We start from the raw sequence: 23,838 nt of genomic DNA, 5'->3' as shown, positions 1-23,838 counted from the left end.
AACTAAACAATTTTCATTTTTTTCAATAAAAAAGAAGCATTCATATTTTTGCAAATTCCATCTTTTAATTGGTAATCAAAATTTAATTCGTCGCTTATAATCTCGGCATCAAAGTAGTAGTTTTTAACTTCGGTTAATTCTTTTTCAATTTCACACAAACTTAAATCGTGCGTTGCAATAATTCCTGTTGAATTTGAAGCCACTAATTTTTGAACAAATTTCTTTGAGCCAATTGCTTTATCGGTACTATTTGTGCCTTTTAAAATTTCATCTAAAATTATAAAATAATCATCGTTTTCAATTTCATCAACAATAAATTTTAACCGTTTTAATTCTGAAAAGAAATACGACTCATCTTCAACTAAAGAATCCGATGTTCGCATACTTGTTATTAATTTAATTGGGCTGTATTCAAAATGTTCTGCACAAACTGGTAGTCCAATATTGGCCATAACAATGGATAAAGAAACTGTTCTTAAAAAAGTGCTTTTTCCTGCCATGTTTGCTCCCGTTATTATAAAAAATTGCTGATTTTTAATAGTAAAATCATTATCAATTCTTTGCCCTTCTTTTAACAAAGTATGTCCTAAATTAGTTGCTTTTATTACATTATCATTGTTTTTAATTTCTGGAAAAACATAGTTTGAATGGTTAAAAGCAAAGTTTGCCAACGAATTTTGAGCATCGAAAAAGGCAATTACTTTAAACCATTGTTCAACTTTTGTTTTATAAGTTGCAATCCAATTTTCAATTTTATAAACTTGGTGTAAATCTCTTAGAAAAAAACCATTTCCGAGCACCGCAATAATAACATTATTTCTCTGATCTAAGGCATCTAATAATTTAGAATATTCTTTAAAAATAGCAGATGCTTTTTTTGCATCAGTTTGAATTTCTAGTTGCTTGTTTTTTAAAATTTCTGAAGTAAAAGTGGTCTGTTCTATTTCATTTAACAATTTATGATATTGCTTAAAAGTATCTTTTGCATTGTCTGTATTTCGAGATAATTCGTTTACCTTTTTTACATAAAATCCGGAAATTCCTAAGCCTATAAAAAGCCAAAGTAATAGTATTATTTCAGGAATTAACTGCAAGACTAACACTACAATTAGTGTTAATGATAAAACTGAAAATACTGCTGGTAAATATTTAAAATATGTTGGAAAAACAGCTTTATAATTATGAATCCAATTTATAATTTCTTTTGCAGGATGTTCTACTTTAACCAAACTTGCAATAGCCGAAAAATGCTGTCTCCATATTGGTTTTTCACTTAATTCTTTTATTCCAGATTGTTTTTCTTTAATGGCTGAAATTGAGTTAGATGTCAATTCCGAAAACAATTTGTCTTTACCTTCAACGGTAACTGTTCTATTGCAATATTGAAAAAAAGAACCTTTCCCAAATAAATCAATATCGTAACTATAAAAATGTTTAGGATTTAAAAACTCACTTCCGTCATCTAAGTTTAAATAATCCCTTTTTAGAACGCTTAATTCTGTTTGATTAATAGAGATTAATGTTTTATTTAGGTTGAAATTATACTGTAAGTCGCTGTGTTTTAAAACTAAATAAATAAACACAATTATACCAGTACCTACAACTAATAACATAGCTGAAATATTTCCAAAAAACAGGTAAATTCCTAAAATAATTGCTGAAAACGTGAGAAATCTTAGAGTGCTTGAAATTGAAAGTTTCTTTTTTAATTGAGTAGATTTTTGCTCAAAAATAGATTTTTGACTGGTATAAAATTCTTGTGGATCTTGCATTTAGTAGTTGTCAATTCCATTAACTAAACTAAAAATAGTTAGTTGTGGAAATTTTTCTTTTAATTTTAAAGTAACGTCGTAACTTGTAATTCCCTTTTTACAAATTACCACATATTTTTTATCGTAATCTGGATTAAAATCTTCTGCATTAAATGTTCTGTATGGAATTTTTTGATGCACTTTAAAAGGAATTAGCGCATCTGTATGATTTAAAACACTAACAACTTCCGTTGAATTTTTAGTCTCAATTTTTAAAAATTCTGAAGCTGAAATTAATAATGAAGCATCTTGAGTTTCGCAATATGTTTCTAAATAATCTGAATTTTTGAAAATCTCCTCAATATGAATCGAATCATTTTTACGTAATTTCATTTTAAACTGCGAATTCTCAAGCGCATTGTAAATCAACAACTGATTTACCAATAATATACCAGTTTTTGTTATTAATTTTAACACTTCGTTCACTTGAAGCAAGGCAATAATTCCTACAATAGGATTTAAAGTTCCTGCTTCTTCACAATTTGGAATATCCGTTGCTATTTTTGGAAAAGCATCTCTTAAATTACAGCTAAAACTACCATCTTCATTTTGATAATTAAAGGTAGCTACGTAACCATCAAATTTATACAATGAACCATAAATCAACGGTTTTTTCAAGAGCACACAAGCATCATTTATTAAATATTTTATAGACAAGCTATCGGTACCATCAACTATAACATCAAAATTTGAAATTAAGTCTAAAACAGTGTTCTTAGTTACTGCTTTATCGGTAAATGAAACGTTTGTAAACGGAGCTCTTTTCTTCACTTCAGAAGCTAATATTTCAGCTTTTGATTTTTTAACATCTTCTGTTTTAAAAAAAACTTGACGATGTAAATTAGAAACAGAAACTGTATCAAAATCCACCAAATGTAACGTTCCAACTCCGCTAGTTGCCAAATAAATAGCAATTGGACTTCCAAGCCCGCCACAGCCTATCACCAAAACTTTTGCCTTTTGCAACAGCTGCTGTCCTTCGTTACCAATTTCTGATAACGTAGTTTGACGTTTAAAAAATTCTTCGCTTGTAATGTTCATTATTTTTGAAAAACCAATTGCCCAAAGATATTTAAATAATATCAAATAAGTATATTGCTACTTTTATTGAAATATACTATTCGTTTATTTCTCTTTTTGCTGCTTTATACTCTTCTGGAGTATTAATATTTCTAATAAAATCATCATCAATCTCAACAATTTCAACATCAGAATTTATCAACACTTTACGCGGACAAGAATAGCCTTGAGCTAAATAATTTAGTAATAATGGATAACTTTTCGGCTCCCAAATAGTAATTAAAGGTTCTGGAAATTGCTTGTCTTTTCCTTTAATTGTAGTTGCTGCCTTTGAAGGATTTCTATGTTTTAACAATAATTGAATCACATCATTAGTAACAAAAGGCAAATCGGTAGCGATTACCAACCAAGCCACATCTGGATTTTCTTGAAACGCAGAACAAATCGCTCCAAACGGACCCAAGCCAATAAATTTATCGGTTATTTTATTCTCAATTGTAATTTCTTGTGCTGCTCTAACAGATAAAAATGTCTTCAAATTGTTACTCTCTAACAATTCTAAAGCAACATCACGTTGATTTTTTCCGTAAAAATTAAGTCTTCCTTTATCAGTTCCCATTCTTACACTCTTTCCGCCAGCCAAGACCAAACCGTTTATTGGAGCAATTTTTTCTTTGATAAGATTTTCTATATGTTTTGAAATTTTATCAATCTCGTCAATAGCATAACATAGTAAATTTTTAATTTGAGGATATTTTTCTTCTAAAAAGTCGAAATAATTAGCATCATCGTTTAGTTTAATTACAAACTGAATATTGTTTAATTGTTCTAATCTTTTTAAAATCGAAGCTTCTTTTTCGTTGTCTAAAATTAAAATTTGTTTTGCTCCTTGGTAATGATTTCCATTGATAAACACAAAATCGTATTGAGAAAACTGAACCCGTTGATTGAATTTGTTTACCTCAAAATTAATTGAATTTTCAGCAGACCCTTTGTGATGAAATGTAAACGTTTCTAAGGTATCTTTTCCAATATCTTTTGAATGTGAGGCATCAAAATAAGCCAATCTATAACTTGCTAGATTTTCAGAAACTTTTGAAACCAGATTTGAAATATTAGTACAATTTGTTCCTAAAATCGAAACTTCATTGGGCGCAAAATTGTCGTTATCCCTTAATTTTAATTTAGCGTGTTTTTGATGTTTAGCCATTTTTTATATCGCTTTTACCACCTGATTTTTCAAGTAATTTAACTTCCTTAATTACCATTTTTTGAGAAATTGCTTTACACATATCATACACTGATAAAGCAGCAATGTTAGCTCCAGTAAGTGCTTCCATTTCTACTCCAGTTTTACCTTCAATACTAACTGTACATAAAATTTGAATATCTGTTTTATCAATAATTTCAATATCAATTTCCACTCCGTTTATCAATAATGGATGACACATTGGAATTAACTCTGATGTTTTTTTAACTGCCTGAATTCCTGCAATAATTGCTGTTTGAAAAACTGGTCCTTTTTTTGTAACCAACTCATCTCCTCTAAAATGTGCAATAATTTCTGTCCCTAAAAACATAGTTGCTTTTGCAGTTGCAGAACGTTTGGTAATTTTTTTATCCCCAACATTTACCATTTTAGGTTGGTTTTTTTCGCCAATATGTGTGAATTTGTTTTTCATAAGAATAAGATTCTGAAACAAGTTCAGAATGACCTTGTTTATCTAAAAGTTAAAAGAGGAAATACCTGTCCTTTGGTAAAATTACTGTTATCATCTGGCAATTCCAAAAAAGCATCAGAATCTACCAAGTTAGTTAAATCTCCCGAGCCTTTTCCTGCTATTGGTGTGGCTATTAATTTCCCATTCTCTTGCTGAAGTTTAACTTGTAAAAAATAGGTTAAATTAGGTTTAAAATAAAAATCTTCGCTTAAGACTGCTTCCTGTTTGTTTTCAAAATTCAATCCAATAGATTTGTTATACCAAGGATAAAAATATTTTAAACAACTAACAAAAGTTGAAACTGGATTTCCAGGAAAAGCGAAAACAGTTTTAGCACTTCGACTCCGCTCAACGACCGTTTTTTTACCAAACCAAAATGGTTTTCCAGGACGCTGTTTTACTTTATGAAATAATTTTTCAACATCCAAATTATCCAATACTTCTGGAATAAAATCGAATTTTCCTTTAGAAACCGCACCGCTAAAAAGCAGCACATCATATTCATTTAAAAACGAAGCAATTTTAGTTTCTAATGTTTTTTTATCATCTAAAATATGTGCAGTATCTGCTTTTATTTGTAAATTTTCTAATAAAGAAACTAATGTATAAACATTACTTCTTCTAATTTGATATTCAGCTGGAGTTTCAGAAACTTCTACCAATTCATTTCCAGTAGAAACAATTATTACTTTTGGCTGTTTTGCAACTTTTACTTTAGATTTCCCTACAGTTGCAAAAACTCCAATTTCAGCAGCAGAAATTAAGGTGTTTTTTGGAATTAAGACATCGTTTTGTTTTCTATCTAAGCCTTTTTTATGAATGTTTTGGAAACTTTTTACTGTATCTAAGTTTACAGTTGCAAAACCATCTTTAATTTCTAACAATTCATATTGAATTACAACATCTGAATTAATTGGAAGCATTGCTCCGGTCATTGCTTCAATGCAATTGTTGGTGTTTTTTAATGTTAGTTGTGGGCTTCCTGCTGCTTGTATTCCTTCAATTTTAAAGCTTCTGATCCCTTTGTTAAACGCTTCTTCAGCAATTGCAATTCCATCCATACTAACGCGGTTAAACGGAGGAAAATCTCTATCTGCAACAATATCTTCTTTTAAAACACGTCCTACTGAATTTATAAAATCTACTTCCTCAATTCCAAAGTTTACCGAATTGTTTAAAATTATTGTTGTTGCTTCTTTTACTGTGGTTAAATTCATAGAATAAGATTCCTGCGTATGCAGGAATGACATTTTTTAATTACTTTATTTGTGGTTAAATAAAATACGAACGCTAATTTTTAATTATTCATTGTCAATTTTCAATTGAAATCACCCTCCAATTGTAGACATACTTTCAGAAACATCGTTATCTCTAGATGCTTCTGCAATAAATCCGTTTTTAGGTTTTTTATCTACTGTTTTAATAAATAATTCTTTCAGATCATCATCACTTGCGCCATCTCTAATAAAATCACGTACATTAAAAACACCACCATCAAACAAACAGTTTTTAAACATTCCGGTCGCTGTAATTCTAATTCTATCGCAATCGTTACATATAGTACGTGTAAAAGCCGAAATTATTCCAAAAGTCCCCCTATAATTAGGTATTTTATAGTTTTTTGAAGTTGAAGATTTTTTTGAAAGCACATTTTCAACTTCAGAATAACTTCCTTTAATATGATTGATGATTTTATTGAAATCCCAAACTTCCTCCATTACTCGTTGTCCTTTTCCGTTAAAAGGCATTTCTTCAATAAACCGAACGGCAATATCTTTTTCTTTAGACAATTCAACAAAATCGATAATTTCATCGGTGTTAAAACCAGATTGCACAACAATATTTAGTTTTAATCTTAGTTTACTTTCTTCTAATTTTAATAGTGTATCATAAACATTTTCATAAACATCTCTTCTTGTAATTTTAGTAAATTTTTCTCTTTGCAAACTATCAATACTTAAATTAATTGAATTTATATTTAATTCCTCTAATTTTTTGATGTGATTTGAAATTAATGCACCGTTTGTTGTAATATTTATTTCCTGTAATTTGTCGTTGAAAGAAAGTGATTCTAAAAAATTTACAAAATCTCTACGCACAAAAGGTTCTCCTCCTGTAAGCCTAACTTTATCCACTCCTAATTCTGAAAGCACTCTAATAATTCGATACATTTCTTTATAAGTAAGCAACGCTGTTCTTTTAACAATGTCAATGCCGTGAGCTGGCATGCAATATTGACATCGTAAATTACATCGGTCTGTAATTGCCAATCTTAAATACGAAATTTTTCTACCAAATTTATCTGTTAACTGCATTAATTTAATGTTATTTTATTTCTTCCTAAAGTTACAACTTCTTCTTTTTCTAATTTTTTTAAGATTCTTGAAATAGCTTCTCTTGAAACTTTTAAATCTCTTGCAATATCAAAATGCTTTCTATTAATAGTGTTATTATTGTAAATTAAACTTGAATTTTCTATATATTTTAAAACTCGAAATTCTAAATTTTCAAAAGCGATATCATTAATTAAATTTAATAAAGATGCTGTTTGCTGTTGGTTTAATTTTAAAAAAAACAATCTCCACGAATTGTATTTATCAAACCACGAATTTACAATTTTTGTTGGTATTGCAATGTAAGTAATATTGCTTTCGGCTTTTATTCTAATTTCATTCTCTTTATTTTCAAGCGCATACGAAATTGCAATCGCACTTGTTTGTATATTTGACAAATAATGTAGGAAAATACCGTTTCCTTTTCCGTCACGGCGCATAACTTTTGCAACTCCCGAGACAATTAAAGGAATAAAATTTGCATCTCTGCGTATTTCTAAAATAATTTGATCTGGTTCAGCCTGCTTTAAAATACCATATTTACAAAGTTCTTGTTGTAATTTTATTTCAAATACTTTTGAAAAATGGCTATCAATTATTTTATTAATTTTCATGTGTCTGAATTATTTTTTAAAGGTCACATGTTATTTGTAGTTTAAATTTTATTAGAGCAATAAACTTTTTAACCTAATTGCTTTTCAAAAAAAACTATTTAGTGAGGTAGTTTATCCTTAAAATATCCATATAAAAAAGCACCAAGTGTTGCCCCAAAAATTACAACTAAAATTGATACAACTCCTTTCCCTATAAGAACAAACATTGGGCCTGGACAAGCACCTGCCAACGCCCAACCTAAACCAAATAAAATACCACCTAATAAATTACGATACAATCCTGATTTTTTTGGTGGCACATGAATCTCATTTCCTTCAAATGTTTTTACCATTTTCTTTCTGAATAAAAACATGCTTATCATTCCTAAAAGAACTGCTGATCCAATAATTCCATACATATGAAACGATTGAAATTTAAACATTTCGTATATTCTGTACCACGAAATTATTTCAGCTTTACTCATTACTATTCCAAAGAGTATACCTACTAAAAAAAACTTTATATATTTCATGTTTCTCTTTTTAAAATAATAATGGTAAAATAAACCAAGTCATAATTAAGCCTCCAATAAAAAACCCGATGACGGCTATTAACGATGGAAGTTCTAAATTACTTAGGCCCACAATTGCATGGCCAGAAGTACAACCACCCGCCCAACGAGCACCAAATCCAACCATAATTCCTGCAATTAACAGAATTAAAAAGCCTTTAAGTGATAACATTGTTTCAATGCTAAAAATTTCTTCAGGTAAATAAGTAGCTCCTGCATTTTGAATTCCAATATCCGCTAAATCTTGAATTGTTTGCGGGTTTATAGCAACAACATCTGTTGGTGAAAGCCATTGCGAAGCTATAAAACCTCCTGTAATTCCACCGGCAACAAATATTAAATTCCAAGAGTTTTGTTTCCAATCGATTTTAAAATAATCAACAAATCTTCCAGCTCCACCTATAGAGCATAACGTTTCTAAATTTGAAGAAACTCCAAAACGCTCACCAAAGTAGTACAGTAAAAACATGACCAAGGCTATAATCGGTCCAGCAACATACCAAGCCCAAGGTTGTGTAATAAATTCCATAATTTATTTAATTAGTTAGAACTATAAAAGTATTGTATAAAATACGTTGTTATGTAACTTTTGTTACGTATTTAAAATTCTAAAATCTCAATTTTATTTCTGTGTAGCTTAATTTTACCTTCATTCTCTAATTGTTTTAACAACCTTGAAATTACTACTCGAGAGGTATGCATATCGTAAGCAATATCTTGATGCGTGGTGTTTAAAGTAGTTTCACGCAATATTTGAGCTTTATCTTTAAGGTATTTGTACAATCGCTCATCCATTTTCATAAATGCCAAAGTATCTATGGTTTCCATCATTTCATTTAGACGAATATTATAACTATCTATTACAAAATTTCTCCAACTTTTGTATTTAACTAACCAATCATCCAGTTTTTCCTTTGGAAGGAAAATTATTTCAGATTCTTTTTCTGCAATTGCTCTAATACCACATTTTCCATTTGAAATTGCGCTAGCAAACGAACTTGCACAGGTATCGCCTTTTTCCAAAAAATAAAGCAATATTTCTTCACCTTTTTTATCTTCTCTTACAATTTTTATAGCACCATCTAATAATAGTGGAACTCCTTTCATTTGATCACCTAAATCAACTAACAATTCGTTTTCACGTAATTTTTTATACACTCCAACTTGCTCAATTTCATCTAATAATTCTTTTTCAAAAACATAAGAATAAAAGTTCTCTAATTTTTCTCTAATCATTTTAAGTATTTTAAAATTTTTGCGGTAGACCCTGTTTTATTAATCACATAATTCAATGCTTTTGAACCTGTTTCTAATCTTTTAATTTTATCACTAAAAAAACTGCTTAAAAGTACGGATAATTTTTGAGAATTATTTACTGAAAAACAAGCCTCTTTAGCAACTAATTCTATTACTTCAATAAATTTACTATAATTTGGTCCAACAATTATTGGTACACCAAAAGTTGCTGGCTCTAACACATTATGGACTCCAGATTTTGTATAACCTCCACCAACATAAGCAATATCAGCATAACTGTACACTTTTGTTAAAATCCCGATAGTATCAATAATAAAAACTTGATATTCTTGAAGCTCTCTATCTTCTTTTTCTGAAAATAAAACAACCTTTTTAGTAATCGATTTTTTTAATTCTTGAATATCTTTTGCATTTATATTATGAGGCGCAATAATAAACTTTTCTTTTGCTGAAGCCTTGTTATTTATGTAATCAACTAGTAATTCCTCATCTTCTTTCCAAGTGCTTCCTGCAACCAATGTGTAGGTATTATTCTTAAATTTTGAAATAAAATCGAGTGTATTATCTTGTTTTGTAATTTCATAAACTCTATCAAAACGAGTATCTCCACAAGCTCTCACATGCTCAATTTTTATACTTTTTAATAAGTTTTCAGATGATTTATCTTGCACAAAAAAGTAAGAGAATGCTCTTAAAGCTTTTCGCATAAAACCGCCATACCATTTAAAAAACACTTGATTTTTTCTAAAAATACCTGAAATTAAAATGGTGTCAATATTTCTAACCTTTAATTCTTTTAATAAGTTTGGCCAAAATTCATATTTTACAAAAATTGCAGTTTCTGGATGAATAATATCTAGAAATCTTTTAGCATTTTTAACAGAATCTAACGGTAAATAGCATACTACATCTGCTCCGTTGTAATTTTTTCTAACCTCGTAACCCGATGGCGAAAAAAAAGTTAATACAATCTTTTTTGTGGGATATTTTTCTTTTAATTTTTCTAAAATTGGTCTGCCTTGTTCAAATTCTCCTAATGAAGCACAATGCATCCAAATTACATGGTCTGTTTTTTTAATATGCTGTTTTAATTTTGTAAAAGTTTGTTTACGTCCATCAACAAAAAATTTTATTTTTTTATTGAAAAGTGCCAGTATTTTTAAAATTAAACTGGCTTTAAAAATAAGTATGTTGTATAAAAAGTACATAAGATAGCAAATGTACAAAATAAGCTCATAAAAAAACCCCCAAACTTTTTACTAGTTTGGGAGTTTTTAAAAATTTAAAGAAAATTATTTCTTAAGCTTCAAAAGGCTCAATAGAAACATAAGATCTGTTGTCTTTTTTCTTTTGGAATTTTACCAAACCATCCACTTTTGCGTGTAAAGTATGATCTTTTCCCATATATACGTTTTCACCAGGGTGGTGTTGAGTTCCTCTTTGACGGATAATAATGTTACCTGCAATAGCAGCTTGTCCGCCAAATATTTTTACTCCTAGTCGTTTCGATTCTGATTCTCTACCATTCTTCGAACTACCTACTCCTTTTTTATGTGCCATGATGTTATGGTTTTAAAATGTTAGTTCTTATTTACTTAATGCTTCAATTAACTCAGCTTTCTTTAAAGAAGTGTAGCCTTCAAGACCTTTTTCTTTAGCTAAAGCTTTTAATTCAGCAACTGTCATTGAACTTAAATCGTTCGATGCATCTGCCTTTGGTTCTACAGCTTTCTCTGCTTTTGGAGCTGCTTCTTTTTTAGGAGCTGCTTTTTTAGCACCACTTTCAGCAATACTTTCAATTTGAATTTCAGTTAAAGCTTGGCGGTGACCATTCTTTTTTCTGTATCCTTTTCTTCGTTTCTTTTTGAAAACGATTACTTTATCACCTTGTAAGTGACCTAAAATTTTAGCCGTTACTTCGGCTCCTTGGATAGCTGGGGCGCCAACTGTTACTGCACCATCGTTATCTAAAAGAAGAACTTTATCAAAAGAAACTTTGTTTCCTTCTGCTTCTTGTAAACGATGTACGTAAACCTTTTGGTCTTTCGCTACTTTAAACTGCTGCCCTGCTATTTCTACAATTGCATACATACGTATAGTTTTTATTCGCTTTATTAATAAATAATTACCTTTTCAATTAAGGCGGGTGCAAATATAAAGTTTTTTTCTTATTCAGCAAAACAAAATTAACTATAAGAAAGTCCTCATTTTTAACCTCTTAAACTATATTCTCTTAATGTTTAGTTAATTTATTCGAAATGAACTTAAAAAGGATAAAAGTTTTTTAAATTTGATTCTTAAAATTCAATTTAAAGAATCCTACATCTTCTTTTAAAAAAAATGTAACAAAAAGAAAAAACATGCTACAAGTATGTAATATTTAATCTTAATTCTATCAAATCAACACCTATGAGAAAATTTTATTGTTTAAGCTTTTTCGCGCTAATTTTAAGTTTTAACACTTTTGCGCAAAAAGTAAATTTAGAAGAACCATTACCTGTAAACCAGAAAATTAAAAAAGGGGTACTAGAAAATGGAATGACTTATTATATTTATAATACGGATGTAACTAAAAATGCAGCTAGTTATTATATAATTCAAAATGTTGGTTCAGTATTAGAAAATGATGACCAACAAGGGTTGGCTCACTTTTTAGAACATATGGCATTTAATGGAACAAAGAACTTTGCCGGAAAAGGTATTTTAAATACGCTTCAAAAACACGGAGCTGTATTTGGAAAAGACATTAACGCATACACAGGTTTTGATGAAACTGTGTATAACTTAGACAACATTCCTACTAAAGATGGTTTAGTAGATACTGCCTTATTAATTTTAAACGATTGGTCTAATTATCTGTTGCTTACCGACGAAGAAATTGATGCCGAAAGAGGTGTAATTAAAGAGGAGTGGAGAACAAGACAAAACGGACAAATGAGAATTTTAGAACAAACACTTCCAGTTATGTTTGGCAATTCTAAATACTCTGAACGTTTACCAATTGGTTTAATGGATATTGTAGAAGGTTTTGAATACAAAGCTTTAAGAGACTTCTACCATGACTGGTATAGGACAGATTTACAAGCAATTGCAATAGTTGGAGATATTGATGTGGATGAAATTGAGCAAAAAATCATCAAACAATTTTCAAATATTCCGGCTGTAGAAAACCCAAAAGAGCGTTTTTTAGTTGAAATTCCGGATAATGAAGAAATGTTATTTACAGTTGGTATGGACGAAGAAGTAACAACTTCAAATATTTCATTTACCATAAATCATCCTAGATCGTTAGCAGATCAAACCGTTAAAGATTTAAAAGAATCATTAATTAATAGCATGGTTCGAACCATGTTATCTTCTAGAATAAGTGAAATAACTGAAAAACCAGATGCTCCTTTTATGGCGGCACGTTTTAATTATGGAAATTTTGTAAGAACAAAAAAACAACTTAGCCTTGCAGTTTATCCTAAACCAAACCAACAACACGAAGCTTTTAAAGCTGCTTTAACAGAGTTAAACAGAGCAGTTAAATTTGGTTTTACTGAAGCAGAAATAAGCAGAACAATTGCTCAAATAAAAAACAACTACGAAACTCAAATTGCTAAAATAAACGATATTTCTCACGGAAGAATTATTAGAACAATTCAACAAAATTACCTTGAGAATGAAACAATGACAGATCTAGTTGAAGAATATGAAATTGCAAAAAATATTCTTGAAACTATTGATTTAGAAGAGGTTAACAATTTCCTAAAACCATTATACACAAAAAACAATAGAGCTATTGTTGTAACTGGTGTAAAAGGAAATAATAATTTAACTAAAGAAAGTACTTTAGCGATTATTAACGAAGTGGAAAATGATAATTCAATAACTGCTTATAAAGATTCTTTCAGCGGAAAAACACTAATTTCAGGTGTAGAGATAAATGAAGGTAAAATAGTTTCAGAAAACTTTAATAAAGAAATTGAGGCAACTACTTTTACCTTAAGTAATGGCATAAAAGTTCACTATAAATTTGCTGATAAGAACGAAAATGACGTAAAATTAAGTGCCATAAGTTACGGTGGAAATTCGTTAATAGACGATGTTTTATTGGCATCTGCAGCACTTACAACTGGTGTAGCCCAGTTTTCTGGTTTAGGAGATTTTTCAAGAACAGATTTACCTAAAGTACTTGCAGGAAAAACGGCATCTACGTCGGTTAATATTTCTTCTTTATCTGAAAGTGTTTCAGGATCATCTTCAACAAAAGATGTTGAAACAATGCTTCAAATGGTTTATTTAACTTTTGAAAAACCTCGTTTTGAAGAAGATGCATATAAAGTTTTAATGGAAAATGTAAAAAACTATCTGATTAGAAGAAGCGAGAATATTAGTGAAAAAATGAACGATAGTTTAACAACTACACTTTACGGTAAAAATCACCCAACACAACGTATTTTTAACCAAGATTTAGTAGATGAGATGTCATTTGAAAAATCTAAACAAATTTATTTAGAGAGATTTAATAATGCAGCTGATTTTGAATTTTTTATTGTTGGAGATGTTGAAAAAGAGAGCCTAAAACCTTTATTAGAAAAATATATTGCTAGTCTAGACACAAATCAAGAAATGGAAATGTGGAAAGACAATTCTGTTAACTGGGTTTCAAATGCCATTGATAAGGATATTTTTCTTAAAATGGAAGACCCTAAAAGTTCTGTAAGAGTTTCGTATAAAAACAACATGAAATACTCTCTAAAAAATGCGATGCTTGCAAAAGCTTTAGGAGATATTCTGCAATTGAGATATACCGAAACACTTAGAGAAGAAGAAGGAGGAACTTACGGTGCTTCCGCTAGAAGTAGTATCTCTAAAAGACCAATAAATGAAGCTTCAATTTCCGTTTCGTTTGATTGTGATCCAGAAAAAGTTGAAAAGCTAGTTGGTATTGTTCACAATGAAATTAAAAAAATAGCAAACGGAGATATTCAACAATTAGATCTTGATAAAACATTAACTAATTATAAAAAAGAAAGAGAAGATCAAAAAAATTATAATAGATATGATATGAGTTTATTAAGAAACTTTTACCGTGAAGATTATAATATGAATGATCCTGAAAATTTCGAAGAAATTGTTAATAACATTACTATTAAAGACATTCAAAAATATACAAAGAATTTAGTTACAAACGCAAAAACTTACGAAGTAATTTTTAAACCAACCGAAGAGTCAATTTTAAAAGCAGCAGCTGCAGCCAAGAAAGCTTCAGAAAAATCAGTAGCAATTGCTGATGACGTTACTAAGCAATCTGTAATTGATGGTTATTTTAATGCGATTGGTGGAGCAGATAAAATTAAAGCTCTAGAAAGCACACTAGTTACGTATGAAGCAGAAGTAATGGGTAGTGTAATTTCAAGTACTGAAAAAAGAACAGCTACTAAATATGCTAACGAAACTAGTATGGGTGGTAATGTAATGCAAAAGATAGTTATGAGTAAAGACGGTGTTACTATGAACAAACAACCATTACCAGAAAATATGGCTTCTGAAATGACAAACACTTTAGGTACTTTCTTAGAAATGGGGTTACTAAACAACGAAAACTCAAAATTGTCTGGTATTGAATCTTTAGATGGTAAAGATGCTTATGTAATATCTACAAAAGGAGAAATTGTTTCTACTGATATTTATTTTGATGTTGAAACTGGTTTAAAAGTAAAAGAAGTACAAACAGTAAGTATGGGTGGTCAAACTCAAAAAACTGAAGCAACCTATAGCGATTATAAAGAATTTAACGGAGTTAAATTTGCAGGAACAAAGACTGGTAGTTTAGGTCCTCAAAAAGTTGAATTTAAATTAATTGATGCTAAAGTAAACGAAGGAGTTTCTGAAGAAGATTTTTAATACTTCAACTTCTAAAATATTAAAAAAAGGCTGTCTAAAAAGAAACATTTTTTAGACAGCCTTTTTTATTTAGATTTGTTTACCAAATAAACCCCAAACATTATAATAGCACCTGAAACAACTTGAAATAAAGTTATTTTTTCTCCATCTAAAATTCCCCAAGTAATTGCTACAATTGGTATTAAGTATGTAACTGAAGATGAGAATATTGGTGTAGATATTTGTATTAATCTGTTAAACATAATTTTCGCCAAACCAGTACCAAAAACAGCTAAAATTGCTAAATAAAACATCCCTTTTTTAGTGGACTCATTAAGTTCAAAAGATTCAAAAAAGTTTGTAAACCACAACACAATTAAGGTAGGAATTATAAGCAATACAAAATTAGCTACAGTAATACTTAAAGCATCTAGATCAAATAAATACTTTTTTAAAATATTAACATTTAGTGCATAACCAATTGAAGCTATTAAAATAAAACTTGCATAAAAATAATCTTGATTGGGATTTAACTCAGCCCCTTTTAAAATAAGCATTAAAGTACCAATTAAGCCAATTAAAACTCCTATTAATTGTCGTTTCCTAAAACTAAATCCAAAAACCAGAGCTCCAAAAATTAACGTGTTTAATGGTGTTAAAGAATTTAAAATTGAAGCAATAGAACTGTCAATTTTATCAATGGCAAAGGCAAACAAAAAAGCGGGAAAAAAAGTACCTAAAAAACCATTTAAAGTTAAATAATACCAATGACGTCTTTTAATTTTAAATATTTTTTTACCTCCAATTAAAATTAAAAATATAGCTGTAAATAATGTTCTTAAGGCACCAACTTGTATTGGTGATAAAACTAATAACGCTCTCTTCATTAGAATAAAAGAGCTTCCCCAAATTAAAGCAAGTGTAGCTAGATAAACCCAACGTAAATTTTTATTTTCCATTGTTGTTAATAAAATGCAAAATTCGGATAAATATTCGGATTTGAAATTATTAGTTGCTACTTTTGTTTAAATATTTAAAATTAAGCTAATTATGAAAAAGTTAATCGTTCTTCTTTTTATTTTTGCAGCGTTTTCTTGTAATGAAACTGAAAAAAAATCTTTAGAAACTAAAAACGAAACTGAAAAACCTGAGGTGGCAGCCAATTACAAAAGTATTGAGGTTGAAATTGAAGGAATGACCTGCGAAATAGGATGCGCTAGGTTAATACAATCTAAACTTTCTAAAGTAGAAGGTATTACCTACACGAAAGTAGATTTTGAATCTAAAAAAGGACTTTTTACTTTTGATTCTAACAAGTTAAATAAAGAAGCTATTGCTGAAAAAATCAACAAAATAGCAGGTGGAGATTTATACTCGGTATCTAAATCTACAGAAATAGATTTAATAATTAAGGAAACTTCTGAAAATAAAGATGTTATAGAATAAAAATTCAAAAATTATATTCTTAGTAAAGAATTTGTTGTTAATTTGTAATTAATTAATTCAAAAATCAATTTAAAAATGAAAACATTTAAACTATTAATTGCAATTGCAATAGTTAGTGTAATTACAATTTCTTGTAAAGAAACTGAGAAGAAAGAACTAAAAGACGCTGTTTCAACTGAAGTTGAGGCTGCTGCGGATGGTGTTAAAGATGCTGCCGAAGAAGCTAAAGACGCTGTAGAAGAAGGTGCAGAGAGCCTTAAAGAAGGTGTTGAAAAAGCTGTTGACTCTTTAAGTGCTGATGCAAAAGAAGCTTCGGAGACTGTTAAAGAAACTGTAAAAGAAGGTGCCGAAGCTGTAAAAGAAGGAGCTGAAAAAGTTAAAAAAGAAGTTGAAGATGTTATAAAATAATAAATTCTTTTTTTAAAATTTTAAAACTCCAATTATTAAATTGGAGTTTTTTTATTCTTTTGTTCCCTTAAAGAGTAATTTAAAAACAACAAACTTATTAAAAATAACACACCCACCAATTGGTGACTTGTACCTAAAAACAAAGGTATTTTACCCTCAACATTAAGTACCGTTAATATTCCCAAAACAACTTGTAATATTAGTAAAAACAAGATAGTATTCAACCAGTTCTTACTAAATACTGTAATTTTATTACGAAGCTTCAAAAACATGTAAATTGTAATTACTAATAATAAATAAGCCAACATTCTATGCGTAAATTGTATAAATGCTGGTGCAAATAAATAGCTATCGTAATTTATCATATTTTCCCAAATCCAGTTTTCAGAATTTAATAAGACTGCTGGCAAAAATTCACCATTCATATTTGGCCAACTTGGATAATACAAACCAGCTCGCATACCAGACATTAGTCCTGCAAAAATCATTTGAATAAAAGTAATTACCAAAACTAATGAAACTATTTTTCTAGATTTGTTTGCTTTACGCGTTCCAAAATTATATACATCTGCAATAGTTTTTACCATTGCTGTTATTACTAACAAGGCTAGCATAAAATGTATTGTGAGTTTGTAAGCATTTACCCAAGGCCTGTTTACCAATCCGCTTTTTACCATAATCCAACCAGCCGAAGCAGTTAAAATTGTTAAAAAAACTACTAATCCAAGTCTTTTAATTAAATAGCCATTAATTTTTTTTCTAACCACAAAAATTAGAAAAGGGATTAAAAATATAAACCCTAAAGCGCGTACCCAAAGTCTATGAAAATATTCCCAGAAATAAATAAATTTAAAATCTTGTATAGTAAATGTAGAATTTATTTTGTGAAACTGAGGTGTTTCTTTATATAAATTAAATTCATGCAACCATTCTTCAGCATTTAGTGGTGGAATAACTCCTGTAATAATATCCCAACGTGTTATTGAAAGTCCAGAACCCGTTAACCTAGTAATTCCACCAATAATAACTTGTCCAATTAACATTATCAACCCCAACAAAAGCCAGTTTCTTATGGTTTTTGTGTACTTGTATTTTTTGTTTGATTTTATTTCCATTCTAAAGTTTCAACTAAATGAATAATATCCTTTTCTATATATTTTATAGCAGGTAAAATTGAATCATAATTTGGTTTTGTATAAAAATATAAAGAGCCTGCAAGCACATTTTTTACACTATCTGTTGCCATAAATTGAATGTTTGAAGCTACATTTCCTTCAACATTATACAATTTAGCAAATACATTTTTATCAAAATTTTCATAAGGCAACGCATTTGGAATAGCATCTGCTTTTATAGTATGTTCGTAGGTTAGCTTTTCAATTTCTCTTAAAATTTCATTTAAGTTATTGTTAACTTCTCTATACGTAATATGAATTGTTGCTTTTAATCTTGGATATTTAATAGTTGCCCAACAGTTTTCTTTTAAAGAAATTATAGCCATTTCAGAAAATTCAAAAATATAAGGACAATCTGAATTAAATTTTGAATATGTAATTTCTGGATACTGTAATTTTAAAAAAGGTTTTGGTTTTGGCAACGTATTATTTGTACAAGAAACAATCATTAAAATAACTGCTAACATTAAAATAAAATTTCTCATTCTACTCTATTTGTTTCTATTAATGGTAACTTTTATTTGTTTGATTCTTTTTTTATCCATAGACTCAATTTTAAACGTATAAGAACCGAACTTTATTATTTCATTCTTTTTAGGAAATTTTCCACAAATTTCTAATATAAACCCAGCAATTGTTTCAGATTCGCCTTTATTTTTATCAAATATTTCTGTGTCTTCAATTTCTAGTATTTTATAGAAATCTTTTAAATTGGTTTTACCATCAAACACATAGTTATTTGCATCTAATTTAGAATAAGAAATATCGTCGTCATCAAATTCATCATTAATATCGCCCACAATTTCTTCAATAACATCTTCAAGAGAAATTACACCACTTGTTCCGCCGTACTCATCCACTACAATTGCTAAATGATTTTTCTTTTCTTGAAATTCTTTTAACAGGTCGTCAAGTTTTTTATTTTCTGGAACAAAATAAGGCTCTCTTATAACATCTTGCCATTTAAAATCTTTTTTATTTAAATGAGGTAGTAAATCTTTGGCATATAAAACACCTATTATATTGTCGGTATTTTCATTATAGACCGGATTTCTAGAAAACCCTTTTGTTACAATTTTATCTATAATAACATCGTAAGGTTCGCTACTAGAAAGTGCAAAAACATCAATTCTAGGAGTCATTATTTGACCTGTTTCAGTATTCCCAAAATTAACAATTCCCTGTAAAATTTTTTGCTCGTCTTTGGTTGTGGCTTCATTTGAAGTTAATTCTAACGCTTGAGATAATTTTTCTACAGATAGGCTAGATTTTTTCTTCCCCAATTTATTTTCAATACTATTAGTTATGCTCATTAAAGGCAGACTAACAACTGATAAAAGTGAATTTAAAACTTTTAATGGAACCGCCATAAAAGTTGCAAATTTTAATGAATTTCTGGTTGCATAAACCTTTGGCAAAACTTCACCAAAAAGTAAAATTAAAAAAGTAACTAATACAACTTCAATTAAAAATTTTAGCAAATCTGATGCAATATCACTAAAAATAATTTCACCTATATAGGCAAAAATCAATACCACTAAAATATTAATAAAATTGTTTGAAATTAATATAGTAGCCAAAAGTTTTTGCGGATCTTTTAACAAGTCAACAACTGCTTTTTGTTTGTCAGAGTCCGATTCTAACACATCTGATAGTGTAGCTTTAGAAAGTGAAAAAAAAGCAACTTCTGCACCAGAAATTAAAGCTGAAAGAATCAACAATAAAAATAACACTGCAAAACTAATAAGTAGCAAAATATTTAAGCTTTCGATAAAATTAGTGATTAAAAATGTGGGTTCAGGATCCAATTATTTTTTATTAAATTAAACTTAGAATGGTAAATCATCTTCAACTTCATTGGTAGAAGTCTCATTTTTTGGAGTTTCAACCTGTTTGTTTTCAACACTTGATTGTGGAGAATTCAACTCCTTTTTGGTAGACAAAAAAGTCATATCTGCAACGTGAATTTCTGTAGTATATCTTTTAGAGCCATCTTCACCTTCCCATTGACGTGTTTTTATTCTACCCTCGCAGTAAACTTTGTCTCCAGTAGTTAAATATTTTTCGCAAATTTCGGCTAATTTATTTCTAACAACAATATTATGCCATTCTGTTGTTGTTACTTTATCACCTGTTTGTTTATTGGTATAGGTTTCATTAGTGGCTAAAGGAAAACGACCTATTGAATTTCCACCTTCAAAATAGTGCATTTTAACGTTGTCTCCTAAATGTCCAATAAGAATTACTTTGTTTATTGTTCCAGCCATTTTTTTATGTATTATTGATTAATCAAAAGTACTAAAAATTTTAGTTGTAATTAAACTCATTTAAAAAATTATCTATTAAAACTGGAACAGGATATTTTTTAATATCGCTCCATGAATGTCTAAATTTTAATGAATTAGGTGTTTCTATTATCCAAAACTTTGTATAAATATGTTGATGAGATAATTTATGTGGTTTTACACTTTTGGTATGTAGTTTAATTGTTACAGTATTAAAATCAACTAATTCATTAAAAGTACTGTGCTCAATTAATTCTTGTTGATTTATTGGTTTATCGGTTTCAACCAAGGGGAATTGGTACATATTTAACCAAATTCCTTTTTCTCTTTTTACAAGTTGCGTTGTTTTATTTTTAGTTTTTATTACCAAATAATTAAAGTATCGCTTTCGTATTTTAAGCTTTTTTTCTTTTACAGGTAATGTTTTTATTATGCTTTTAGATAAAGCAACACAACTATTATTTAACGGACAGTTATTGCAATCTGCGTTTTGCGGCTTGCAAACTGTTGCTCCAAATTCCATAACAGCTTGGTTATGTGTTCCAGGAATTTTAGTATTAATAAGTGCTTGCGCTAACTGTTTAAACTCTTTAATTCCATTTGATGAATTAATAGGTGTATCAATTCCGAAATAACGCGACAAAACTCTATATACATTTCCATCAACAACAGCTGTAGGTTCATTAAAACAAATAGACGCAATTGCAGAAGCTGTATAATCTCCAACACCTTTTAAATTTAAAAGTTCTTTATATTTTGAAGGGAATTCACCTTGCAACTCATTAACCACATATTTTGCTGAAAAGTGCAAGTTTCTAGCTCTAGAATAATACCCCAACCCTTGCCACAATTTTAAAACTGTTTCTTCTGAAGCGGCAGCCAAATCAAAAATACTTGGAAATTGCTCCACAAACTTAAAATAATAAGCCATTCCTTGGTCTACTCTAGTTTGTTGCAAAATAATTTCTGACAACCAAATATAATATGGATTTTTAGTTGCTCGCCAGGGCAAATCTCTTTTATTATGTAAATACCAGACTGTTAATTGGTTAGAAAATTTCATCACTTTATTTAAGAAATGCAATATTACATGTTTTAATTGATTAAATTTTAATGAATTAACTTTTTGATTTTGATTATTATATCCTATATTTGCCGTCTTAATTTTATAATAACATATATAAATATATTTAAAAATGACGAAAGCAGAAATCGTATCAAATATTTCAGATAAATCTGGAATAGAAAAAACAGATGTTTTAGCAACTGTAGAAGCGTTTATGGACGAGGTGAAAACTTCCTTAGAAAAAGGAGATAATGTTTACTTAAGAGGATTTGGTAGTTTTATAATTAAAACAAGAGCTGAAAAAACTGGAAGAAACATTTCTAAAAATACTACAATTAAAATACCAGCACACAACATACCAGCTTTTAAACCTGCAAAAGTTTTTGTAGAAGGTGTAAAAAGCAAGGTTAAAGTTAACTAATTAAAAAGATTTATTAATACTAAATAACATTCTATTATGCCAAGTGGTAAAAAAAGAAAAAGAGCTAAAATCTCTACTCATAAACGTAAAAAAAGAGCAAGAGCTAATAGACACAAAAAGAAAAAGTAAGCTTAGCTTACTTTTTCTTTGACTTTAAAGAAAGTTCATTGAAATAGATAGTTGCTACTAGTAACTATTGTTGGGTAAAAATTCCTGTAAAACTTAATTATAAATCGTTCAAATTTTTAATTTGAACATAAAAACAATTCAGAGTGAAAACAGAATTAATTATACGATCGAATTCCTCTGATATTGATTTTGCCTTATTAAAAGATGGTAGATTAACTGCCTTAAATAATGAATCTAACGAAAATAAATTTTCTGTTGGAGATGTTTTTTTAGCAAAAATTGGTAAAGTATTGTCTGGCTTGAACGCTTCGTTTGTGAACGTAGGCTTCGAAAAAGACGGTTTTTTACATTATCACGATTTAGGTGCACAGTTAAAATCATTAAATAAATTTATAAAAGGTATAAGCACAGGTAAAATTAAAGATTACACTTTAAAAAACTTTCAGCTAGAAAAAGACATTGATAAAAATGGATCTATAGCTGATGTATTAAAAACAGGTCAAAACTTATTAGTTCAAATAGTTAAAGAACCTATATCTACAAAAGGACCCAGAATGAGTTCTGAAATTTCAATAGCAGGTAGGTATTTGGTTTTAGTTCCTTTTTCAGACAGAGTTTCCGTATCACAAAAAATACAGAACCCAGAAGAAAAAGAACGATTAAAAAGACTAATTAAAAGCATTAAACCTAAAGGTTTTGGAGTTATTATTAGAACTGTTGCCGAAGATAAAAAAGTAGCAGATTTAGATAAAGATTTACAAAACTCTTTAGAAAGATGGGTGGTAATGTGTAAAAAAATTAGAAATACTAGAGGACCACAAACACCTATAAAAGTATTAAGTGAGTTAAATAGAGCCTCTTCAATTTTAAGAGATATTTTTAATGATTCTTTTACAAGTATTGTAACAAATGATGAAACAATGTATTTAGAAACCAAAGAATATCTACAAGAAATTGCACCTGAAAAAGAGTCTATTGTATCCTTATACAATTCGAAACATCCAATTTTTGAAAAATTTGGAATCGAACGTCAAATTAAAACATCTTTTGGGCGTACAGTTTCAATGAGTAAAGGAGCTTATTTAGTTATTGAACACACCGAAGCACTTCATGTAATTGATGTAAATAGCGGTAATAGATCTAATAAAGCAATGTCTCAAGCAGATACTGCATTAGAAGTTAACTTAATTGCTGCTTCTGAAATTGCTAGACAATTACAATTGCGTGATATGGGAGGAATTATTGTTGTAGATTTTATTGATATGCACACAGCAGAACATAGACAAAAACTCTATGATCATTTAAGAAATGAAATGGCATTTGATAGAACAAAACATAAAATATTACCTCCAAGTAAATTTGGTTTAGTTCAAATTACAAGACAAAGAGTACGACCTGAATTAGTAATTAAAACTCAAGAACCTAATCCGAGTGGTTTAGGAGAGGTTGAGGCACCAATTGTTCTAATAGACAAAATTGAGGCTGAATTAGAAAAATTAATTACATTAAAAGATCATAAAAAGCTTGTACTAAATGTACATCCTTTTATTGCTGCCTATTTAAAAAAAGGTATCCCATCTATACAACACAGATGGCTTGCAAAACACAAAAAGTGGATTAAAATTTTACCAAGAGATGCTTATCAATATTTAAATTTTGAATTTACCAATAACAGTGGTGAATTAATTGAATAATGCATACAATATCTTATAAAAGTCCTGCTTAATTGT

Annotated in this window: 24 protein-coding genes; 5 read left to right on the top strand and 19 right to left on the bottom strand. The window is 29.1% G+C overall.

All coding sequences use genetic code 11. The features are described from left to right. Positions 1–2 precede the first annotated feature (2 nt). The 13 genes from IEW75_RS11855 to rplU all read right to left on the bottom strand — a co-directional run bounded on the left by IEW75_RS11855 (position 3) and on the right by rplU (position 11,398). Positions 3–1,772, bottom strand: coding sequence for a MutS-related protein (locus IEW75_RS11855; RefSeq protein WP_134249015.1), 1,770 nt, complete (start codon positions 1,770–1,772; stop codon positions 3–5). Then, complete coding sequence (locus IEW75_RS11850) at positions 1,773–2,852, bottom strand: HesA/MoeB/ThiF family protein (RefSeq protein ID WP_134249016.1); 1,080 nt, start codon at positions 2,850–2,852, stop codon at positions 1,773–1,775. Positions 2,853–2,928: 76 nt separating this feature from the next. Then, on the bottom strand, positions 2,929–4,041 hold the full coding sequence (locus tag IEW75_RS11845; protein ID WP_134249017.1) for an NTP transferase domain-containing protein: 1,113 nt from the start codon (positions 4,039–4,041) through the stop codon (positions 2,929–2,931). After that, positions 4,034–4,513 carry a cyclic pyranopterin monophosphate synthase MoaC gene (moaC, locus tag IEW75_RS11840; RefSeq protein WP_134249018.1) on the bottom strand — a complete coding sequence of 160 codons (480 nt, stop codon included), beginning with the start codon at positions 4,511–4,513 and terminating at the stop codon, positions 4,034–4,036. Before moaC ends, IEW75_RS11845 begins: the two co-directional genes overlap by 8 nt. Before the next feature lie 38 nt (positions 4,514–4,551). Further along, positions 4,552–5,802 (bottom strand): molybdopterin molybdotransferase MoeA, encoded by a 1,251-nt coding sequence (locus tag IEW75_RS11835; RefSeq protein ID WP_229714448.1) that lies wholly within the window; start codon positions 5,800–5,802, stop codon positions 4,552–4,554. 78 nt (positions 5,803–5,880) lie between these two features. After that, on the bottom strand, positions 5,881–6,867 hold the full coding sequence (moaA, locus tag IEW75_RS11830) for a GTP 3',8-cyclase MoaA (RefSeq protein WP_134249019.1): 987 nt from the start codon (positions 6,865–6,867) through the stop codon (positions 5,881–5,883). After that, positions 6,867–7,499, bottom strand: a complete 633-nt coding sequence (locus IEW75_RS11825) for a Crp/Fnr family transcriptional regulator (protein ID WP_134249020.1) — start codon at positions 7,497–7,499, stop codon at positions 6,867–6,869. The genes moaA and IEW75_RS11825 overlap by 1 nt, the downstream gene beginning before the upstream one ends. Before the next feature lie 98 nt (positions 7,500–7,597). After that, a complete protein-coding gene (locus tag IEW75_RS11820; protein WP_134249021.1) occupies positions 7,598–8,011 on the bottom strand; it encodes a DUF6691 family protein in 414 nt (137 codons plus the stop codon). 10 nt (positions 8,012–8,021) lie between these two features. Beyond that, complete coding sequence (locus IEW75_RS11815) at positions 8,022–8,579, bottom strand: YeeE/YedE family protein (RefSeq protein ID WP_134249022.1); 558 nt, start codon at positions 8,577–8,579, stop codon at positions 8,022–8,024. A gap of 71 nt (positions 8,580–8,650) precedes the next feature. Then, positions 8,651–9,286 (bottom strand): Crp/Fnr family transcriptional regulator, encoded by a 636-nt coding sequence (locus tag IEW75_RS11810; RefSeq protein WP_134249023.1) that lies wholly within the window; start codon positions 9,284–9,286, stop codon positions 8,651–8,653. Continuing rightward, a complete protein-coding gene (locus IEW75_RS11805; RefSeq protein WP_134249024.1) occupies positions 9,283–10,515 on the bottom strand; it encodes a 3-deoxy-D-manno-octulosonic acid transferase in 1,233 nt (410 codons plus the stop codon). Before IEW75_RS11805 ends, IEW75_RS11810 begins: the two co-directional genes overlap by 4 nt. A gap of 91 nt (positions 10,516–10,606) precedes the next feature. Continuing rightward, positions 10,607–10,867, bottom strand: coding sequence for a 50S ribosomal protein L27 (gene rpmA / locus IEW75_RS11800; RefSeq protein ID WP_134249025.1), 261 nt, complete (start codon positions 10,865–10,867; stop codon positions 10,607–10,609). A 27-nt stretch (positions 10,868–10,894) separates the two neighbouring features. After that, positions 10,895–11,398, bottom strand: a complete 504-nt coding sequence (gene rplU, locus IEW75_RS11795) for a 50S ribosomal protein L21 (RefSeq protein ID WP_134249026.1) — start codon at positions 11,396–11,398, stop codon at positions 10,895–10,897. A gap of 318 nt (positions 11,399–11,716) precedes the next feature. Here rplU and IEW75_RS11790 point away from each other — a divergent pair, with 318 nt between their 5' ends. Next, a complete protein-coding gene (locus tag IEW75_RS11790) occupies positions 11,717–15,199 on the top strand; it encodes a M16 family metallopeptidase (protein ID WP_134249027.1) in 3,483 nt (1,160 codons plus the stop codon). Positions 15,200–15,264: 65 nt separating this feature from the next. Here IEW75_RS11790 and IEW75_RS11785 read toward each other — a convergent pair whose 3' ends face one another. Continuing rightward, positions 15,265–16,137 (bottom strand): DMT family transporter, encoded by an 873-nt coding sequence (locus tag IEW75_RS11785; RefSeq protein WP_134249028.1) that lies wholly within the window; start codon positions 16,135–16,137, stop codon positions 15,265–15,267. A gap of 91 nt (positions 16,138–16,228) precedes the next feature. Between IEW75_RS11785 and IEW75_RS11780 the strand changes: the two genes are divergently transcribed. Beyond that, the gene (locus tag IEW75_RS11780; RefSeq protein WP_134249029.1) at positions 16,229–16,624 is read left to right on the top strand and encodes a heavy-metal-associated domain-containing protein; all 396 of its coding nucleotides are present in this window, start codon (positions 16,229–16,231) and stop codon (positions 16,622–16,624) included. 75 nt (positions 16,625–16,699) lie between these two features. Next, positions 16,700–17,032: a hypothetical protein gene (locus IEW75_RS11775; protein ID WP_134249030.1), complete on the top strand. Its 333-nt coding sequence runs from the start codon at positions 16,700–16,702 to the stop codon at positions 17,030–17,032. A gap of 35 nt (positions 17,033–17,067) precedes the next feature. Here IEW75_RS11775 and IEW75_RS11770 read toward each other — a convergent pair whose 3' ends face one another. The 5 genes from IEW75_RS11770 to mutY are packed head-to-tail and all read right to left on the bottom strand — an operon-like array spanning position 17,068 to position 21,555. Then, entirely contained in the window at positions 17,068–18,147 is a 1,080-nt protein-coding gene (locus IEW75_RS11770; RefSeq protein WP_134249031.1) for a COX15/CtaA family protein, read from the bottom strand. Beyond that, positions 18,138–18,692, bottom strand: a complete 555-nt coding sequence (gldD, locus tag IEW75_RS11765) for a gliding motility lipoprotein GldD (RefSeq protein WP_134249032.1) — start codon at positions 18,690–18,692, stop codon at positions 18,138–18,140. Before gldD ends, IEW75_RS11770 begins: the two co-directional genes overlap by 10 nt. A 6-nt stretch (positions 18,693–18,698) precedes the next feature. Beyond that, positions 18,699–20,015: a gliding motility-associated protein GldE gene (gldE, locus tag IEW75_RS11760; protein WP_134249033.1), complete on the bottom strand. Its 1,317-nt coding sequence runs from the start codon at positions 20,013–20,015 to the stop codon at positions 18,699–18,701. Positions 20,016–20,036: 21 nt separating this feature from the next. Next, positions 20,037–20,474 carry a single-stranded DNA-binding protein gene (locus IEW75_RS11755; protein WP_134249034.1) on the bottom strand — a complete coding sequence of 146 codons (438 nt, stop codon included), beginning with the start codon at positions 20,472–20,474 and terminating at the stop codon, positions 20,037–20,039. A gap of 40 nt (positions 20,475–20,514) precedes the next feature. Beyond that, positions 20,515–21,555 (bottom strand): A/G-specific adenine glycosylase, encoded by a 1,041-nt coding sequence (gene mutY, locus IEW75_RS11750; protein WP_134249035.1) that lies wholly within the window; start codon positions 21,553–21,555, stop codon positions 20,515–20,517. A gap of 133 nt (positions 21,556–21,688) precedes the next feature. Here mutY and IEW75_RS11745 point away from each other — a divergent pair, with 133 nt between their 5' ends. Beyond that, complete coding sequence (locus tag IEW75_RS11745) at positions 21,689–21,979, top strand: HU family DNA-binding protein (RefSeq protein WP_134249036.1); 291 nt, start codon at positions 21,689–21,691, stop codon at positions 21,977–21,979. Between the two features lie 272 nt (positions 21,980–22,251). Next, a complete protein-coding gene (locus IEW75_RS11740) occupies positions 22,252–23,802 on the top strand; it encodes an Rne/Rng family ribonuclease (protein ID WP_134249037.1) in 1,551 nt (516 codons plus the stop codon). Positions 23,803–23,838 lie beyond the last annotated feature (36 nt).

Origin of the sequence: Lutibacter litoralis (assembly GCF_014646675.1) — a bacterium.
Lineage (GTDB): Bacteria > Bacteroidota > Bacteroidia > Flavobacteriales > Flavobacteriaceae > Lutibacter > Lutibacter litoralis.
Note: the sequence above shows the minus strand (reverse complement) of the source record. Positions and strands in the feature narration are given on the sequence as shown.

Bases quoted from the DNA above. Each gene is read 5' to 3' on its own strand.
- IEW75_RS11835 (WP_229714448.1), bottom strand. From the start codon at position 5,802: ATGTCATTCCTGCATACGCAGGAATCTTATTCTATGAATTTAACCACA.
- mutY (WP_134249035.1), bottom strand. From the start codon at position 21,555: ATGAAATTTTCTAACCAATTAACAGTCTGGTATTTACATAATAAAAGA.
- IEW75_RS11785 (WP_134249028.1), bottom strand. From the start codon at position 16,137: ATGGAAAATAAAAATTTACGTTGGGTTTATCTAGCTACACTTGCTTTA.
- gldD (WP_134249032.1), bottom strand. From the start codon at position 18,692: ATGAGAAATTTTATTTTAATGTTAGCAGTTATTTTAATGATTGTTTCT.
- moaC (WP_134249018.1), bottom strand. From the start codon at position 4,513: ATGAAAAACAAATTCACACATATTGGCGAAAAAAACCAACCTAAAATG.
- moaA (WP_134249019.1), bottom strand. From the start codon at position 6,867: ATGCAGTTAACAGATAAATTTGGTAGAAAAATTTCGTATTTAAGATTG.
- IEW75_RS11770 (WP_134249031.1), bottom strand. From the start codon at position 18,147: ATGGAAATAAAATCAAACAAAAAATACAAGTACACAAAAACCATAAGA.
- IEW75_RS11810 (WP_134249023.1), bottom strand. From the start codon at position 9,286: ATGATTAGAGAAAAATTAGAGAACTTTTATTCTTATGTTTTTGAAAAA.
- IEW75_RS11825 (WP_134249020.1), bottom strand. From the start codon at position 7,499: ATGAAAATTAATAAAATAATTGATAGCCATTTTTCAAAAGTATTTGAA.
- IEW75_RS11755 (WP_134249034.1), bottom strand. From the start codon at position 20,474: ATGGCTGGAACAATAAACAAAGTAATTCTTATTGGACATTTAGGAGAC.
- IEW75_RS11745 (WP_134249036.1), top strand. From the start codon at position 21,689: ATGACGAAAGCAGAAATCGTATCAAATATTTCAGATAAATCTGGAATA.
- IEW75_RS11815 (WP_134249022.1), bottom strand. From the start codon at position 8,579: ATGGAATTTATTACACAACCTTGGGCTTGGTATGTTGCTGGACCGATT.
- IEW75_RS11855 (WP_134249015.1), bottom strand. From the start codon at position 1,772: ATGCAAGATCCACAAGAATTTTATACCAGTCAAAAATCTATTTTTGAG.
- IEW75_RS11805 (WP_134249024.1), bottom strand. From the start codon at position 10,515: ATGTACTTTTTATACAACATACTTATTTTTAAAGCCAGTTTAATTTTA.
- IEW75_RS11845 (WP_134249017.1), bottom strand. From the start codon at position 4,041: ATGGCTAAACATCAAAAACACGCTAAATTAAAATTAAGGGATAACGAC.
- IEW75_RS11850 (WP_134249016.1), bottom strand. From the start codon at position 2,852: ATGAACATTACAAGCGAAGAATTTTTTAAACGTCAAACTACGTTATCA.
- IEW75_RS11790 (WP_134249027.1), top strand. From the start codon at position 11,717: ATGAGAAAATTTTATTGTTTAAGCTTTTTCGCGCTAATTTTAAGTTTT.
- IEW75_RS11780 (WP_134249029.1), top strand. From the start codon at position 16,229: ATGAAAAAGTTAATCGTTCTTCTTTTTATTTTTGCAGCGTTTTCTTGT.
- rplU (WP_134249026.1), bottom strand. From the start codon at position 11,398: ATGTATGCAATTGTAGAAATAGCAGGGCAGCAGTTTAAAGTAGCGAAA.
- IEW75_RS11775 (WP_134249030.1), top strand. From the start codon at position 16,700: ATGAAAACATTTAAACTATTAATTGCAATTGCAATAGTTAGTGTAATT.
- rpmA (WP_134249025.1), bottom strand. From the start codon at position 10,867: ATGGCACATAAAAAAGGAGTAGGTAGTTCGAAGAATGGTAGAGAATCA.
- IEW75_RS11820 (WP_134249021.1), bottom strand. From the start codon at position 8,011: ATGAAATATATAAAGTTTTTTTTAGTAGGTATACTCTTTGGAATAGTA.